Here is a 16,294-nt window from a genome sequence, read left to right on the forward strand (position 1 = left end):
GTGTTGCCTCTCCACCGCGAGTGTGCTGATGATTGATTATCAACGCAGGCGTTGCGACTCAGGGATGAATCGTCGAGGCTACAGGGAAGTATTTATGCCGTCCTCGTTGCATAACAATCACAGCTAAGCGCTGCCTCTCCACCGCGAGCGTGCTGCGATTGATTATCAACGCAGGCGTTTCGATTCAGGGATGAATCGTCGAGGCTACAGGGAAGTATTTATGCCGTCCTCGTTGTATAACAATCAAAGCTACGTGTTGCCTCTCCACCGCGAGTGTGCTGATGATTGATTATCAACGCAGGCGTTTCGATTCAGGGGTGAATCGTCGAGGCTACAGGGAAGTATTTATGCCGTCCTCGTTGCATAACAATCACAGCTAAGCGCTTCCAGTGTCGAGCTAGCGTGCTGCGATTGATTAGAAGCAATAGCGTATATAAAACAAAAAAGGACCCGAAGGTCCTTTTAATAATGTCGCCTCTAGGCGATGTTCAAGCTAGTCTGGTTTAATACTTAAAACTTGAATCGTCAAGTTTAGGTATTAAAGCTTAATGACATTGTCAGAGCTGTCTCGGTCAATCAACTTAACGAATGGGTCAATACCGGCAAATTTAGGTTTTGAATCCACGATAAGCTTAAAGGTATTTTCACCTTCTATGACTAAGTGTTTCTTTTCATACAAAACAATATCACCCGCATTTAAGTCTTCTGGATCTTCACTAAATAGCACAATATCAACGTACTCTTTAAGATCAGCCGGTGTTTCAGCACCCTTTCCATCAGCATTATAACGCTTACCTTCTACGGTAAATACTACTTCATACTTACCGTTATCTAGTTCAACAATGTCTGCTGTTTTAGCTTGTAAGTCATAAAGCGTAATTTCTTCAAACAAGTCTTTTATAAACGACTGCTCTTCGCTATTACTGACTGCATTTAAGCTAGCAAGAAGGTCCAAAGTCGTTGGATACGGCTCACTCTTGAACTTAAACTCTTGCAATAAACTTCTTAACGCTTGATTTAAACGTTCTTCGCCTAACCTATCTTTAATCGCCATCATTACCACTGACCCTTTGCGATAATGAATATACGACTGGTTTTCAGCTCGCATTAATGGCATCTCTTCAAGCGACTCTTGAGTTCGTCCACGCAAATAACTGTCGAGTTCATACTTTAAGAACTTACGTAATTTGCTGTCACCATACTTATTCGCCATCACCATAATCGCACTGTACTGTGACAACGACTCAGATAAGATTGCGCTACCCTGTACGTCTGCACTGCCAACCTGATGAGCCCACCATTGGTGTGCCAGTTCGTGTGCAGTAACATAGTAAACAGGGTCAATATTTTCAGGGTCGCGTAAATCTGTAGTGAAACCTATGTTTTCAGAATAAGGCACCGTATTAGCAAAACTTTGAGCAAAGCTTCGATATCCTGGAAACTCAATGATGCGCATTTGTTTGTGCTGATAAGGGCCAAATGCTTCAGTGAAGTAATCGATAGAGTCTTTGGTAGACTCAATCATGACATCCACATTCATAAAGTGTTGAGGGTGATAATAAACCTCAATATTAATGCCTTTGTGAACCTCTTTTTTCACATCCAGTCGAGCCGACAAGATGGAGTAGAAGTTAATCATCGGCGAGTCCATTTTATAATGGAAATAACGTTTATCACCTTCCACCCACTCTTTCTGCAAATAACCAGGCGCTATCGCCACTTGGTCTAACTCAGTAGATATTGTCGTTTCAAAGTCTATGAAGTCGTTTCCTTTTCCAAAGAAACTTTGATTATGAAACTCTTCATCTTCTAACTTATTCGCTCTTTTAGGCGGTGATAAATCTCGCTTTCTTCGCTCATGTCTATCGGATAAATAACCTTGTGTGTTTACACCAAAAATTGGGAATAACTCAAAGTTATTAATGAAGGTACCGTTTTTAACTAGCTGTACATCAAAGCCTTTATCTTTAAAGCCTTTAACAGTTCGGGTTACGGTAATTTCACCTTCCAAAGTCTCGCCAGGCTGTAAAGGCTTTTCAAATATAAACCAAGCTGAACCCAAACGTGAATTAACTTCCTGCATTGAACCATTAGGGAGCTGCACATCCCAAGTCTCTGCGAAACGAGGTGCGTTCACCAAGAAACGAGTAATTGGCTTATCAAACTTATTTTTAACCGTTATTTCAGCGGCCGCAACTATAGTTCTTTCACTTGGCGTGATATCTACTTTTGCATTAACGCGGGTAATAACGGGAACCGGATCGTTTACATACTGATCAAACTGCTTTTCATAATCAGTGCGGAACTCCATCATCTCGTCACTAGAGTAATACTCATTAACGACCGTTGTGTTGTAGTAAATATAACTGCCAGAAAGTAAAAAGACGATAGCAGCTGAAGCAAGTGTAATTTTACCACCGGTTTGCATCTGGTAACCCATTTGTTTAAAGCGATGCTTTAATGCTACCTGAGGGCCTCGTTGCCACAGCGCGTAACTAATTGTACTTAAAATGACACACATTGCGCCCCAATAAATTAGATACCAAGCTTGTGTTTCCAAGTACCAACCGTACCCATTTAAGTCTGAGTATTGCATCATTGGACTTGCGGCAAAATTAAGTAAGTTGTGTTCTAAGCCTAATTGATAAAAGCTCAAGCTTGCTAAGAAATAGCCTAAGAACAAAAGCATACCGACAAACTTGTTTGGGCTTAAAACTTGAAGGAAAAACGCTAATACCACCATCATCAACATGCTTGGCGCATGGAAAAAGAATAGACTAATAAAGTACTGGCCTAATTCAAGGTCATTTACTCCAACAATTAGCTGATAAGTAATAGTGACACACATACCAATGACAAATAATGACAATAACGTTAAGCAAACTGCGATGAGTTTAGATAACCAGAACGTCATATTAAACACCGGCATACTATCGACAATATCACCCATTCCTGAGCTGCGTTCACGCCAAACAACTTCACCACTGTAATAGGTTATGATGACAATCATCATCAAACTAAAACTACCAAATATTTGAGTGACCATGGATTTAGTTAATGCCCACTCGGATGTACCATAAAAAGGGCCGTTTCCGAAAAACGAAGAGATAATAGTAAACCCTGAAAATATCAATAAGATATAAAACGGTGGGCTGAACATAATTTGTTTGATTTCAAACAAAGTTCTGGTTTTGAACTTAGTCCAAGTACCAGAGGTTACGCTTTTGTAATTAATTTTTGCGTTTACCGGTGCTACTTCTGCTTGTTTAGACTTTTTCTTTTTAGGTGCTGGCTTTGGCGCTAATGTTAACGGTGACGCTAACTTGCCAAACAGAGCTAATATAACAACACTGATACCCAACCAAATTAAGCGGTTATATAACAGCACTCCCTCTAAATTAATGACTTGATTGTCACGCTCTACCGGCGTCCAGTAACGAGTAATATCCGAGAACGTTCTCAGACCAAATGGATCCGTCAACGCAGCTATATAACGATACTCAGGTTCGCTAATAAAGTTTCCGCTGACTACGTACAAGATAAAAAGCGCTACCGCGGCTAGATAAACAGACATCATCGATTTGAACTTTTGCCCTACCGAATAAAATATAGCCGAGAAAACAAATAACGTAGGTACAGAAAAATAGAAGTACGTAGACAAGTAGAAACTAAGGTTAGTTGGCCCCAGTCTGTCAGTGTCTAACCAAGGCATCCAGGAGCCTATTAAAATGCCCAATGGCACCATGGCAAACACAACTAATATCACTAGGTATGTACCAAAGAAGCGACCCAATTGATATTTTAGCGGGTTCATCGGCTTGGTATATAGTAGCTCTGTCATGTGAGATGAATCATTTTTAGTCGCTGTTGTGGCCATAAAGTTCACAACTAAAAACATGGAGAAAACACCAAGCACTAATATAGTTTGTGAAACAGCAAAAGAACCATTAAAGGTAGTGTTTGCCCCACCAATTATGACGGAGTCGCTGACCATGGCTAAAAAAGGCAGTAAAAAGAACGTTAAACACGTTACATAAAACGACGGTTGACGAACGTAGTATCGCCACTCAAATTTAAGCATATTTAAAAACATACGACGCCCCTAAGCTGCTGTGTTGTTAGATGGAGCTGATTGACGAGAATTATAAAGTGTCGAGAAATAGACATCTTCTAAATTAGCTGGTGCCGCTTCAAAACCTTCAGGTTGAGTATCGGCATATACATGCACAATTGTTTTACCGGCAAACAAACGCTGCGAAATCACTGGCAGATTAGCTTCAATCTCAGCAAACTCTTGCTGTGAAACCGTTTTTCTCCAGATTTGTTGGCCTAGCTGGTTAGTCAGCTCAATAGGATTTCCTTCTAACAGAATTTGACCCGCACCTAATACCGCCATGTTTGGACACAATTCAGTGACGTCATCTACAATATGTGTAGAAAGAATGATGGCTTTCTCTTCACCTAAACTTACCAATAAGTTATGAAAACGGTTACGTTCTTCTGGATCTAATCCAGCAGTTGGCTCATCAACAATTAACAAATCTGGGTCGCCTAATAAAGCTTGCGCGATACCAAAACGTTGGCGCATGCCGCCCGAAAAACCACTTACAGCGTTATCTTTATGCTGGAATAAGTTGGTGTGAGCTAATAAGCCTTCTACCGCCTCTTTACGTTCAGCTTTATTTTCAAGACCTTTCAAAATCGCTAAATGATCTAGTAAGTCATAAGCACTCACGCGAGGATAAACACCAAAATCTTGCGGTAAATAACCTAAACGATTGCGAAGTTCGTTTGGGTTGTTTAATACATCGATACCATCAAAAGTAATGCTGCCTGAATCTGGCATTTGCAATGTTGAAATGGTTCTCATTAACGATGATTTACCTGCACCATTTGGTCCAAGCAATCCGTACATTCCCTTTGGAACAGTTAGGTTCACGTTGTTCAGTGCTTTCACACCGTTGTTATAAGTTTTTGATAAGTTTGAAATAGATAACATTTGAATTCCGTTTAGTTATTTGGGCTTTTCCTAGAATGGCATGATATGGCTAATAAAAAAACTATCTTTGTAGAGTTTTTAGTCGTTAATTTGTAACAATATTATTGTGGTGAAGCCAGCTCAATTACTTTCCACTTCGGATGCTCAAGTTCATCCATGAAGCGCTTCGCCAAGGCATCCATGCCTTGGAAACCTCATTAGGAAAGTAATTGAGCTGGGTTTTGGGTGTGAGCTGTGTGTGCTTTGAGATAAGCGCAAGCAAGGCGCGCTGATGATTGCTTATCAACGAGGCGTTCGATTCAGGGATGAATCGTTGAGGCTACAAGGACGTATTTATGCCGCCCTCGTTGCATAACAATCACAGCTAAGCTCGCTATCAAAGCTAGCCTCGCAGTCATGACAAGTGGTAGTTATCGACCATCCCCTTCCCATCTAAACAAAAGCGTTCCCGCCGTTAAAAACACAACTATCATGCCCAAAAGAGTAAACACATGATGTTTGATATCCATCAAGCTCGCGCCTTCCGTCATAATAGCGCGCGCGCCTTCAACCAAGTGTGTAAGAGGTAACGCCATAGAAATAGTTTGAATAAATTCCGGGCTGCCCTCTAAAGAAAACCAAACGCCAGATAAAATCATCATTGGCCACGTTGCTAAATTTAATAAACCACCCGTTAGCTCTTCACTTCTCGAACGAGAAGCAATCATTAAGCCTAATGAGATAAGCGCAAACGCACCTAATATCGCAATAACGAGTAGATCTAAATAACTTCCCAACATATAAAAATCAAATAATAAATCGCAACCAATAAAAACCATTGATGACAAAAACATCACAATCATAAGTCGAGATACAATTTGCGCGGTTAAAAACTCTAACGCTGTAACCGGTGTGGCATTAAGTCGTTTTAATACCATATTCTTTCTATATCGAACAATCACATAACCTACACCAAATAGACAACTGAACATCATATTCATACCTAAAATTCCAGGTAAGACCCAATCTAGATATCTAATTTGACGGCCATCCACCGTTTGTTGCTGCCAGTTTCCGGTTGTAAGACCATTAGAAGTCTTGTCGTTTGAATCTAGTTCGCCATCAACAGAAGTATTCGAGTCACCTTTTTCAACGCTTAGCGACGATGCCAAAAGTAACTTTTCAACAAAATAACCATTCGGCGATGATTCATTTAGCCAGTATTGCTGCTTTTCAAAATCGACCAAAAGATCAAGTCTGTGCTGGTGTAGCTTTGATAACGCCTTTTTAGGATCCTTATAATCAACAAACTCAATATATTTAGTCTGCAAAAATGGATGAGGCTGAACAGAAGGTGCTGAAGACTCTGAGGTTAACACTCCTACTTTATATACATCTTTGCCATCGCCAGAAAAAACCACTGCAAAACCAACGAGCAACAATACTGGAAATATAACGCTCCAAGCCAAAGAGGAACGGTCTCTAAAAAACTCTAAGTTGCGAGCCTTTAAGATGGCATAAAATCGCGTAAAAAATACCTTCATGACTTTTTAGCCTCCGTTAATTGGTGTCCGGTCAACTTAATGAATAAATCATCAAGGTTTGCTGATTTTACCTGCAGTCCGTCTAATTTAACGCCTTTTTCGAGCAAATTAGAGATAGAAACTTCCACATCTTTAGCATCAATATCTACATGATGATGACCAAATGGACGCCCAAACTCACTAATATCCAAGCTACCTAAATTTTCTATTGGCAGGCGAATAATAGCACCGGAGAAGTGTTGATTGAGTAAACGAGATGGCGTGTCTTGAGCAATAATGGCACCTTGATCCATGATCACAATGTCATCGCATAAATACTCTGCTTCATCCATATAATGCGTGGTTAAGATAACGGTTTTACCTTGCTGTTTTATTTTTGTAATTAGGTCCCAAAAGTTTCGTCTTGCATGAGGATCTAAGCCTGTTGTTGGTTCGTCAAGGAAGAGGATTTTAGGATCATTAATTAACGCGAGTGCTAACAAAAGTCGTTGTTTCTGACCGCCCGATAGTTTTTGATGTCGACGATTTTCAATCTCAATTAGGTTACACATTTCCATCACAGACTGTTTGCTGGCGGAATTGGGATAAAACGCACCAAATAAATCTAAGGTTTCACCAACGGTTAAAAAGTCTTGCAATGCCGTGTGTTGAAACTGAATGCCAATTTCCTTTAGCGACTCTTTGTTTAAAGGCGAACCAAAAAACGAAATCTCGCCTCCTGATGGCTCAATTAGACCTTCCATCATTTCAATGGTTGTTGTTTTTCCGGCTCCATTTGGTCCTAGTAAGCCAAAGCAACGGCCTTGCTCAACTCTAAATGACACACCTTTTACGGCCTCTACATCGTCATATATTTTGCGAAGATTTTTGACTTCAACTACAGCTGACATTTTTGTTTCCTCGAAATCGCGCAATTAACATCATTAACATCATTAACATCATTAACATCATTAACATCATTAACATCATTAACATCATTAACATCATTAACATCATTAACATCATTAACACAATTAGACACCAATTCTTCATTTCTATCTAGGGGTTTGATTGCTAGAATAAAGCCATTAAAACTCAACTATTTGCCAAAGTATGCGGATCCCAAGAATATATCACTCAACTCAGATTGAATTAGACACACCATTTGACCTAGACGCTGACGCTGCGAACCATGTTGGCCGCGTATTACGAATGAGCGAAGGTAATGAATTAGCCCTTTTTTGCGGTGATGGCTTTGACTATCAAGCAAGTATTGTTGGCGTGTCTAAAAAGACAGTTCAAGTTGTTGCTAACAGTAGTGTCAAAGTAGAAAACGAAAGTCCTCTAGCAATTCATTTGGCACAAGGTATTTCTCGTGGCGATAAAATGGACTTCACCATACAAAAGTCGGTTGAGTTGGGCATAACGGACATCACCCCAATTTTTACTGAGCGCTGTGGCGTAAAACTTAAAGGCGAACGCCTCGACAAAAAACATCAACAGTGGCAAAAAATAGCCATTGCTGCTTGTGAACAGTCAGGCCGCGCAATTGTACCAACTATCCATCGCCCTATTGAGTTTAAAGCCTTTATCGAACAGCAAACTGAACAGCTAAAGTTGAATTTACACCCACGTGCCTCCATATCTGTTTCGTCGCTAAAAATGCCTGAAACGGGTGTAAGATTTGTAATCGGTCCTGAGGGCGGTTTGAACGATCAAGAAATTGAAGCGGCGAACAATGCGGGTTACCAAGACATACTTTTGGGGCCTCGAGTACTGCGAACAGAAACCGCTGCGTTAACTTTATTAACAGCTCTTCAAGTGAAGTTTGGCGATTTAGCTTGTTAGACTTGGTTAATTGGCCTGCTACGTTTTGCGAATTAGCCTGCTAAGTTGGGCGTTAGAAAACCTGTTTAGAAACGACGAAAACCTATTAAGAACGGAACAACTATGACTATTAAACTCGGCATCGTGATGGATCCCATCAAAGACATCAACATCAAAAAGACTCTAGTTTTGCGATGTTATTAGAAGCTCAGTCTCGAGGCTATGAGTTATTTTATTTAGAAATGAATGACTTATACTTGCGTGATGGTCGAGCTTTTGGTCGTTGTAAACCGTTAAGTGTTAAAAATGACGCTAACGATTTTTATTCACTTGGTGATGTTCAAACTATGCCACTGGGCGATTTAGACGTTATTTTGATGCGCAAAGATCCTCCTTTTGATACCGAGTTTGTATACGCAACTTACATGCTTGAGCGCGCTGAAGATGAAGGCACACTAATAGTTAACAAACCGCAGAGCTTGCGTGATGCTAATGAAAAACTTTATACCAGTTGGTTTTCAGAATTTACACCGCCGACACTTGTGACTCGTGATGCTGGTCTTATAAAAGACTTTTACAATGAGCATGGCGACATCATCTTAAAACCGCTTGATGGTATGGGCGGCGCGTCTATCTTTAGAGTAAAAGAAGGCGATCCAAACTTATCGGTGATCATTGAAACGTTAACGGCTCATGCCCAGCATTATGCAATGATCCAGGCCTTTATTCCTGATATCACAAATGGTGACAAGCGCATCCTTATTGTTGATGGCGAACCAATGCCATACACGTTAGCAAGAATTCCAGCAAAAGGTGAAACACGCGGAAACCTAGCAGCAGGCGGTCGCGGAGAAGCAAGACCATTAAGCGATACTGACTGGAAAATTGCCAAGGCGATTGGTCCAACGTTAAAAGAAAAAGGCTTAATTTTGTTGGTTTAGATGTGATTGGCGATTGTGTTACGGAAATTAACGTAACCAGCCCAACGTGTATTAAAGAAATAGAAGCGGCTTACGACATCAGCATTACCGGCCACTTATTTGATGCCATTGAAAAGCGTTTAGAAGCAAAATAGAAGCGAACAACAAAACGATGACTTTAAAAATATCAAGCCACTTAAGTCTGGCGAACCAATTTCTAATTGCTATGCCGTCGATGGACGAAAGTTATTTTGGTCGCTCGCTAACTTACATTTGTGAACATGACGAACATGGCGCAATGGGCCTAGTTGTTAACAAAACAACAGATATGTCAGTGAAAAACTTACTCTCAGAAATCGACATCGCCGTGCCTGAGTACTCTCCACTTGACGATAAAAAGGTAATGTCAGGTGGCCCAGTGCAGGAAGATCGCGGTTTTGTTTTACATACTGGCAGTCGAGTTTGGTCATCGAGTTTACAACTAGAGCAAAACTTCATGGTCACTACCTCCAAAGATATTCTAGAAAACTTAGGCACAACAGATGGTCCAGAAGACTTTGTTGTTACGCTAGGTTATGCAGGCTGGGGCGCAGGGCAGTTGGAAGATGAGATTGCCAACAATGCTTGGTTAACGGTTGATGCAGACCCAGAGATTATTTTTGGCGCACCACCAAAAGAACGTTGGGAGTTGGCACTTAAAAAGTTAGGTATTTCTAGTTCTCAACTTTCACATATTGCGGGCCATTCATAATGACAGAATCTACATCACCAAAAACCGTCATGGGCATAGACTTTGGAACTGGTAGCATCGGGTTTGCTATCGGCCAATCTCTTACTGGCACTGCATCGCCTATCAAAGCGCTTAAGGCAAAGGAAGGCATTCCTAACTGGGACGACGTGGGTAGGTTATTAACCGAGTGGCAACCTGACTTAGTGGTAGTGGGTTTGCCGCTTAATATGGATGGCACTGAGCAGCTTGTAACGCAAAAAGCGAAGAAGTTTGCTAATCGAGTTCATGGCCGTTTTGGTGTGCAAGTTCACATGCATGATGAACGCCTTAGTACAACAGATGCTAAGGCGAGCTTGTTTGAAAGTGGTGGATACCGTAATTTAAAGAAAGGTAATATCGACGCACAATCCGCTGTTGTTATCTTAGAAAGCTACTTTGAGTCCTTATACTAAAACGGCCCAAAGGATAAAATTGACTCCCCTACTGACACTTCCATGAAAACCTGATGAGCCTTTTCTACAAAAAAGGCTTTTAAACATTTCTGCTTAAAAGCCATATTTCAAAAGCTATTAGTCAATTTCATCAAGTAAAGCTTCGTCTAGTTCAAACTCTTCTTTAATTGGTGGATTACCGTCATAAATTTGGTAGTTTTGATTTTGATAATAGGCTTCTTTAACAAATATATATGGGTCCGTAGAGTCGTTAATTAGCTGTTCTTGTTGCAATAAGTCTGCACGGCTATAAACGGCTTTGATGCCTGTTTTAACTAAATTCCACGGCCAGTCTATTAAATATAATGGAAAAATTTGACCATCAACAAAGTCACCTACGCCATCACGAACGGTAGTCGGTCCGTATCCCGGTAACATTAAAAATGGGCCATTGCCAACGTTTGCTGTAACTGCGAGGGTTTGACCAAAATCTTCTTTATGACGCACTAAACCCATGTGATTGGCTACATCAAATAAACCTAACAAGCCAATGGTTGAGTTAATTAAAAAGCGCCCAGTTGCCACACCTGTCTTTTTAAACTTGCCTTGTAACAAGCTATTTAAAGCGTAACCCGGCTCTTCTAGGTTAGTAACAAAACTTCTTACGCTGGTTTGCGCACCTTGCGGTAATGACGTGTAGCCTACCGCTAATGGACGTAAAAGATACTCATCGAGTACTTCCCAGTTAAAGTCCCACATTGAACGGTTAAAATCTTCAAATGGGTCTCGTTCATCTACATAAACAGGAATTTGAGCCGTTAATGGCGCATCTTCAACTTGTTCATCAACAGGCACTGACGCTATTTTTGGTGATTCATTGACTGTTGAGTCAGCGTCCTGTTGCTGTTGGCTTGTGTTAGTCGTAGCAGCAACTGACGTTGTATCTGGCTGCTGAGCACAAGCTGCCGTCAATACTAATATCGCCGTTATTAGCGACGCCTTCAAAAATGCGTTCATTAAATTACCTTGTTTTATTTCTTAATTAATAGCTCAACCGGTTTAGTTGCAGGCAATGATAAGTTTGTCACTGACGCTTCTAAATCTCCAAGCTCTTTTGGTGCTGATGTATCTTTCGACAACCTTGCAAATATATCTACTTGAGGCTCACCTAACAATGACATTCCTGGCACCATTACGTTTTTATCTGTTAGCGAGACAACAAAAGTTCTCACTTCAGCGGTATTGCTGTCAGTGGCAATGCTCTCAGAAGAACTACCTTCAGAATAATTTCCGTCAGTGGCATCAGTTTCTGGTGCTCTAGCTCTGCTAAAGTTTAATTTCTCTACGTCTAGCTTCTTAACAGCTAGTGGCATCGCCATTCCCGGCTTTTTCGCGAATAAAAACAGTGTTTTAAACTGGCTTAAATCAACATTATCGCCAACCTTCACGTTTAAAACAATTTCTAACTCCGGCCCTGACAATTCAGCTGAGTCAGCCGGCGAACCCTTTTCCTGACTGGCGTTTTCGCTATTGTTATCAATTCTATCTTGGCTAGTGTTATGATCAGTGCTTTGACTTGCATTAGAGGCTTGTTGGCTGTCTGCAACTTCAAGTTCCTTGCTCAAAAACTGTAACCTGTCCTGTATAGGTAACGCGCGAGGGTCTTGAGGGTCTATTACGCGGGAAACCAATTCAAAGCCAGTGTACGCTCGTTCAAACTGCTCGTCTAACATGTACCCTTCTGCCGTTAAAATTAGCGCAGTCAAGTTTTGAGGCTGCAGAGTTAACGCGTTTTTTAATATTCTAATAGAGCGCGAATAGTCTCCCGGCTGACCATTTTGCTGTAAGGCACCTGCATAACTAATCATATTGCCGATTGACTTAGGATCTAAGTTATATGACTTTTCAAATGCATCAATTGCGCCTTTAACATCACCTAAAATATGCAAATTTCGGCCAAGTAACATCCAGCCTATTGCTTTTGGATCCGTTTGCAGTTTGGTACGCAATCCTAATGATAGATCGCGCAGTTCTTCGCTTGTAGGTGTGCTAGTTCTGTCCTCTACTACCTTTTTTGATAAAGCTGGAAAGCGTTCTAATGCGTCTTCCCAGTGCACAAGCTTTTCTTGTTGTCCGTAAAACCAATAGCCTGTGAATGTCGTTATTACTAATAAAACAAGTGCCGTAAACGTATAACGCTGAATGTTGGTCGCTTTAGTAGAGTCTTCTGACAGCCTTGCTGGTTCTTGATTCTCAGCGTTTTGAAGACTCAGTTGTTGACTTGACTGCTGGCCTAGCTCTTGGCTTTGCTGTTGATTCTGTTCTTGATTCTGTTCTTGATTCTGTTCTTGATTCTGTTCTTGATTCTGTTCTTCTCGAAGTTCATCGGTGGCCGTTAGTTTTAGCTCTTTTAGCGCATCATTGTATTGCTGCTGGCTAAATTGGCCTTTTTCTAACTCTGCATTTAATTCCTGCAAGCGAGTTCGGTACCAGTTAGATTTTAGCCCTTTATAAGTATTGGCTTGTGAAAACTTAAAGAATGGCACCACCACAAATACGCAAGCAATTGCGATCATTAATACAGATAAAGCCCAAAATGTAGAAATACTTAAAGTCATGTTTTATTTCTTCTCTTCACCAGATTCTAATAGTGCATTAAGCTCGGCATCGAGCTTTTCCATTTCATCGTCACTAATTTTGTTTTGCTCTTGTTCAGCATGAACTGCATATTCTTGATCAGCATCTTCCTGAACTCGGTTAACATTTTGCGAACGTCTTATAAGCACAATAATGCCAAACAAAACAAATGCGCCAGGTAAAATCCACAACATACTGGTCGCAATAGTCATTGGCGGTTGATAATGAGCAAACTGACCATAACGGTCCACCATATAATCAATAACTTGCTGTCTAGAGTAACCTTCATCTAATAAGGCTTTGGTTTTAACTCGCATGTCCCGTGCAATCACCGCATTGCTATCGGCAATGTTTTGGTTTTGACATTTAGGACAACGCAATTCCATAACCAATTCTTGGTAAGCAGATTTTTGTGCGTCATCTTTAAACTTGATGATTTCACCTGAGGTGGAAAATGCCCATGCCTGAGTCGAAGTTAGTGTGGTTAAAGCAATTACTAAAACAAAGCTTGCAGCTAATAACATTAGCCACTTTGCTGAACTAAAAAGTGAATCTGAACTTGAAAGTGAGTTTGAATCGTTAGTTGATGTTGACAACTTTTTTGAGGTCTTAAACTTAGCAATCATTGTGATACCTCATTCCATATTGGCGCAATTTTATCTCGCCAAATACGCTCGTTAATATCTCCCATGTGATGAAAACGAATAACGCCGCTTGCATCAACAACAAAGGATTCCGGCGCGCCACTAATGCCCAAATTAAGTGACAAAGTTCGGTCTAAGTCCAGAATATTGTACTCGTAAGGGTTGCCTAATTGTCCCAACATGTTACGAACATCTACTCTTATTTCTTTAACATCTGCGAACTCACCAAATGCAGGCGCATGATTTTGGTCGTAGTAAACGCCAACAATTTTTACACCGTATTCGTTACGAAGCTTTGTAAGATAAGGGAGTTCATACTTACAGGTTGTACACCAAGTTCCCCAAACATTAAGAATGACGGGCTTTCCTATTAATGTTTGTTTGTTATGAATTTGAGATTCATTGTATAAATCAGGTAGGGAAAACTCTGGCACAGGTTTGTTGATTAAAGCTGACTCGCGTTCATTTGGGTTACTGAATAACCCTTTTAACAAAAAGACACACAGCACAGCAAATATCGCCAGAGGCAAAAAAGCTAATCTTTTTGAAGACTTATTTGCGCTCATACATTTGCTCCAGCTTGTTTAGCTAATTTAACGCCGCGATAACGTCTATCGAACAGTGTTAAGAAACCGCCAAGTGCCACTAATATACCGCCTAACCATAACCAACGAACGTAAGGCTTAACGTAAATACGAATAGCCCATGAATCATCTGGCAATAGCTCTCCTAACGACACATATAAATCTCGAGTAAATCCGTCATCAATAGCGGCTTCTGTCATGGTATTGCGCTGCACTGGGTAATAACGTTTTTCCGCCAGTAACTCTGCTTCTAAATAGTTACCTTTGTATACTGAAATGTCGGCAGCCCAACCATTATAATTTGAGCCGTTTACATCTTTAATTGCATTAAACTGGTAGGTATATCCCATTAACTCCGCTGAATCACCTGGCCACAGCTTTACGTCTTTTTCTTGCGTATATTGCGAGGTTAAGCCCGCACCAGCAATCACAAACGCAATACCAATATGCCCTAGCGCCATCGCATAATGACTTAAAGGAACCTTTGAAACGCCTAGCTTACTCGCTGTTTTGCGATATTCTAAAGCCGTAAACAATGTCACCCATAGTCCAAGTGTTGCGCCAAGTGCAGCGTAAAACTTAACTTCGCCAAATTCTAATTTAAGCCAAACTACTGACAACAAGATAGAAATTACGCCAACCACGGCAGGCATGGTTAAAAATTTATTCAGCTTGTCTTGTTTCCATCTTACAAATGGAGCAATACCTAATAGCAAGGCAAAAGGTACCGTTAAATAAGTAAACATTTGATTAAAAAATGGCGCGCCAATAGAGATAGAACCTAAGCCAATTTCTTTATGAACCAGCGGTAACAAGGTGCCTAACAATACAATGATAGTTGCGGCTACCAACAATACGTTATTGGCCCAAAGCATGGTTTCTCTTGAAAAAGTAGAGAACTTACCAACACTTTTAATGGCGCCTGAACGCAAAGCGTACAAAGTCAGGCTTCCGCCAATCACCAAGGCCAACAGAATAAGAATAAACACACCGCGCGAAGGGTCGGTAGCAAAAGCGTGAACCGATACAATAACGCCCGAACGTACTAAAAACGTGCCCAATAAGCTCAGAGAAAAACCAGCGATTGCTAAAAATACCGTCCAGCTTTTAAAGGCATTTCGCTTTTCCGATACGGCTAAACTGTGCAGCAATGCAGTGGCCACTAACCAAGGCATAAACGACGCATTTTCAACGGGATCCCAGAACCACCAGCCTCCCCAGCCGAGCTCGGAATATGCCCACCAGCTACCAATTGTGATGCCTAATGTTAAAAAGGCCCACGCCGCTGCGGTCCAAGGTCTTGACCATTTAGCCCAAGTTGAATCTAACTTGCCACTTAAAAGCGCGGCAATCGCAAAGGCAAAGCTAATAGATAAACCAACATAACCCATATATAAAAGTGGCGGGTGAATGATCATCCCCACGTCTTGCAGCAATGGGTTTAAATCGCGCCCATCTACTGGAAAATAAGGTAAAGTTCGGTCGAACGGATTAGACGCAGTAATGATGTACGCGTAAAAACCAACACAAATCCAACCAATAACCATAAGCACACGAGTGCGCATTTCTGGTGGTAAAGACTTAGACTTTAAAACAACGGCAAAAGCCCAACCAGACTGCATCACAAGCCAAAGCAAGAATGAGCCTTCGTGGCTACCAAAACTAGCAGCGAATTTATACTGAATAGGCAATAGTGAGTTCGAGTTTTCCGCTACGTTTAAAACCGTAAAGTCATCCGTTAAAAACGAATAAACTAAACAAGCAAAGGAAAATAAGGTGAAGCTAAACAAACCTACCGTGAGGTTTGGAGCAAGTTGCATAAGTTTAAGGTTATTAGTTCGTAAACCAATTAACGGAAAAATAGACAACAATAGGCTGAAAGCGAACGCTATAAATAGCGCAAAATTACCAAGTTCTGGGATCATACTTCGTCTTTTCTTATACTAAACATTAAATGAGTTTGCCTAAATATCAGCGGCAAAATTGTATCATAGCGAAAACAGCTTGCCTATTTGCTATC

The 16,294-nt window shown here is 40.9% G+C and carries 13 protein-coding genes and 1 pseudogene; 4 read left to right on the forward strand and 10 right to left on the reverse strand.

All coding sequences use genetic code 11. The annotated features are described in order from the left end of the window. Positions 1–538 precede the first annotated feature (538 nt). From GNP35_RS01670 to GNP35_RS01690, 5 genes are all read right to left on the reverse strand, one after another. On the reverse strand, positions 539–4,093 hold the full coding sequence (locus GNP35_RS01670; protein ID WP_155693934.1) for an ABC transporter permease/M1 family aminopeptidase: 3,555 nt from the start codon (positions 4,091–4,093) through the stop codon (positions 539–541). A gap of 9 nt (positions 4,094–4,102) precedes the next feature. Next, a complete protein-coding gene (locus GNP35_RS01675; protein WP_155693936.1) occupies positions 4,103–4,999 on the reverse strand; it encodes an ABC transporter ATP-binding protein in 897 nt (298 codons plus the stop codon). Positions 5,000–5,409: 410 nt separating this feature from the next. Next, positions 5,410–6,522: an ABC transporter permease gene (locus GNP35_RS01680; RefSeq protein WP_155693937.1), complete on the reverse strand. Its 1,113-nt coding sequence runs from the start codon at positions 6,520–6,522 to the stop codon at positions 5,410–5,412. Continuing rightward, positions 6,519–7,412 carry an ABC transporter ATP-binding protein gene (locus GNP35_RS01685; RefSeq protein WP_155693939.1) on the reverse strand — a complete coding sequence of 298 codons (894 nt, stop codon included), beginning with the start codon at positions 7,410–7,412 and terminating at the stop codon, positions 6,519–6,521. Before GNP35_RS01685 ends, GNP35_RS01680 begins: the two co-directional genes overlap by 4 nt. Beyond that, complete coding sequence (locus GNP35_RS01690) at positions 7,400–7,543, reverse strand: hypothetical protein (protein ID WP_155693941.1); 144 nt, start codon at positions 7,541–7,543, stop codon at positions 7,400–7,402. The genes GNP35_RS01685 and GNP35_RS01690 overlap by 13 nt, the downstream gene beginning before the upstream one ends. Positions 7,544–7,614: 71 nt before the next feature. Between GNP35_RS01690 and rsmE the strand changes: the two genes are divergently transcribed. From rsmE to ruvX, 4 genes and pseudogenes are all read left to right on the forward strand, one after another. Then, positions 7,615–8,349 (forward strand): 16S rRNA (uracil(1498)-N(3))-methyltransferase, encoded by a 735-nt coding sequence (gene rsmE / locus GNP35_RS01695; protein ID WP_155693943.1) that lies wholly within the window; start codon positions 7,615–7,617, stop codon positions 8,347–8,349. Between the two features lie 173 nt (positions 8,350–8,522). Further along, positions 8,523–9,403 (forward strand): annotated as a pseudogene (gene gshB, locus GNP35_RS01700) (glutathione synthase). A 17-nt stretch (positions 9,404–9,420) separates the two neighbouring features. Continuing rightward, on the forward strand, positions 9,421–9,999 hold the full coding sequence (locus tag GNP35_RS01705) for a YqgE/AlgH family protein (RefSeq protein ID WP_155693945.1): 579 nt from the start codon (positions 9,421–9,423) through the stop codon (positions 9,997–9,999). After that, a complete protein-coding gene (gene ruvX / locus GNP35_RS01710) occupies positions 9,999–10,430 on the forward strand; it encodes a Holliday junction resolvase RuvX (RefSeq protein ID WP_155693947.1) in 432 nt (143 codons plus the stop codon). Before GNP35_RS01705 ends, ruvX begins: the two co-directional genes overlap by 1 nt. A gap of 117 nt (positions 10,431–10,547) precedes the next feature. Here ruvX and GNP35_RS01715 read toward each other — a convergent pair whose 3' ends face one another. The 5 genes from GNP35_RS01715 to GNP35_RS01735 are packed head-to-tail and all read right to left on the reverse strand — an operon-like array spanning position 10,548 to position 16,199. Continuing rightward, positions 10,548–11,426 (reverse strand): MlaA family lipoprotein, encoded by an 879-nt coding sequence (locus GNP35_RS01715; protein WP_155693949.1) that lies wholly within the window; start codon positions 11,424–11,426, stop codon positions 10,548–10,550. Positions 11,427–11,440: 14 nt separating this feature from the next. Further along, entirely contained in the window at positions 11,441–13,027 is a 1,587-nt protein-coding gene (gene ccmI, locus GNP35_RS01720; RefSeq protein ID WP_155693951.1) for a c-type cytochrome biogenesis protein CcmI, read from the reverse strand. A 3-nt stretch (positions 13,028–13,030) separates the two neighbouring features. Then, positions 13,031–13,672 (reverse strand): cytochrome c-type biogenesis protein, encoded by a 642-nt coding sequence (locus tag GNP35_RS01725; protein WP_230961254.1) that lies wholly within the window; start codon positions 13,670–13,672, stop codon positions 13,031–13,033. After that, the gene (locus tag GNP35_RS01730) at positions 13,669–14,256 is read right to left on the reverse strand and encodes a DsbE family thiol:disulfide interchange protein (protein ID WP_155693954.1); all 588 of its coding nucleotides are present in this window, start codon (positions 14,254–14,256) and stop codon (positions 13,669–13,671) included. Before GNP35_RS01730 ends, GNP35_RS01725 begins: the two co-directional genes overlap by 4 nt. Beyond that, positions 14,253–16,199: a heme lyase CcmF/NrfE family subunit gene (locus GNP35_RS01735; RefSeq protein ID WP_155693956.1), complete on the reverse strand. Its 1,947-nt coding sequence runs from the start codon at positions 16,197–16,199 to the stop codon at positions 14,253–14,255. The genes GNP35_RS01730 and GNP35_RS01735 overlap by 4 nt, the downstream gene beginning before the upstream one ends. Positions 16,200–16,294 lie beyond the last annotated feature (95 nt).

This window comes from Psychrosphaera haliotis (genome assembly GCF_009728465.1).
Taxonomy (GTDB): domain Bacteria; phylum Pseudomonadota; class Gammaproteobacteria; order Enterobacterales; family Alteromonadaceae; genus Psychrosphaera; species Psychrosphaera haliotis.

Coding starts and splice junctions, on each gene's coding strand:
- GNP35_RS01725 (WP_230961254.1), bottom strand. CDS start 13,672: ATGATTGCTAAGTTTAAGACCTCAAAAAAGTTGTCAACATCAACTAAC.
- GNP35_RS01680 (WP_155693937.1), bottom strand. CDS start 6,522: ATGAAGGTATTTTTTACGCGATTTTATGCCATCTTAAAGGCTCGCAAC.
- GNP35_RS01675 (WP_155693936.1), bottom strand. CDS start 4,999: ATGTTATCTATTTCAAACTTATCAAAAACTTATAACAACGGTGTGAAA.
- GNP35_RS01685 (WP_155693939.1), bottom strand. CDS start 7,412: ATGTCAGCTGTAGTTGAAGTCAAAAATCTTCGCAAAATATATGACGAT.
- ruvX (WP_155693947.1), top strand. CDS start 9,999: ATGACAGAATCTACATCACCAAAAACCGTCATGGGCATAGACTTTGGA.
- GNP35_RS01705 (WP_155693945.1), top strand. CDS start 9,421: ATGACTTTAAAAATATCAAGCCACTTAAGTCTGGCGAACCAATTTCTA.
- GNP35_RS01715 (WP_155693949.1), bottom strand. CDS start 11,426: ATGAACGCATTTTTGAAGGCGTCGCTAATAACGGCGATATTAGTATTG.
- rsmE (WP_155693943.1), top strand. CDS start 7,615: ATGCGGATCCCAAGAATATATCACTCAACTCAGATTGAATTAGACACA.
- ccmI (WP_155693951.1), bottom strand. CDS start 13,027: ATGACTTTAAGTATTTCTACATTTTGGGCTTTATCTGTATTAATGATC.
- GNP35_RS01670 (WP_155693934.1), bottom strand. CDS start 4,093: ATGTTTTTAAATATGCTTAAATTTGAGTGGCGATACTACGTTCGTCAA.
- GNP35_RS01735 (WP_155693956.1), bottom strand. CDS start 16,199: ATGATCCCAGAACTTGGTAATTTTGCGCTATTTATAGCGTTCGCTTTC.
- GNP35_RS01730 (WP_155693954.1), bottom strand. CDS start 14,256: ATGAGCGCAAATAAGTCTTCAAAAAGATTAGCTTTTTTGCCTCTGGCG.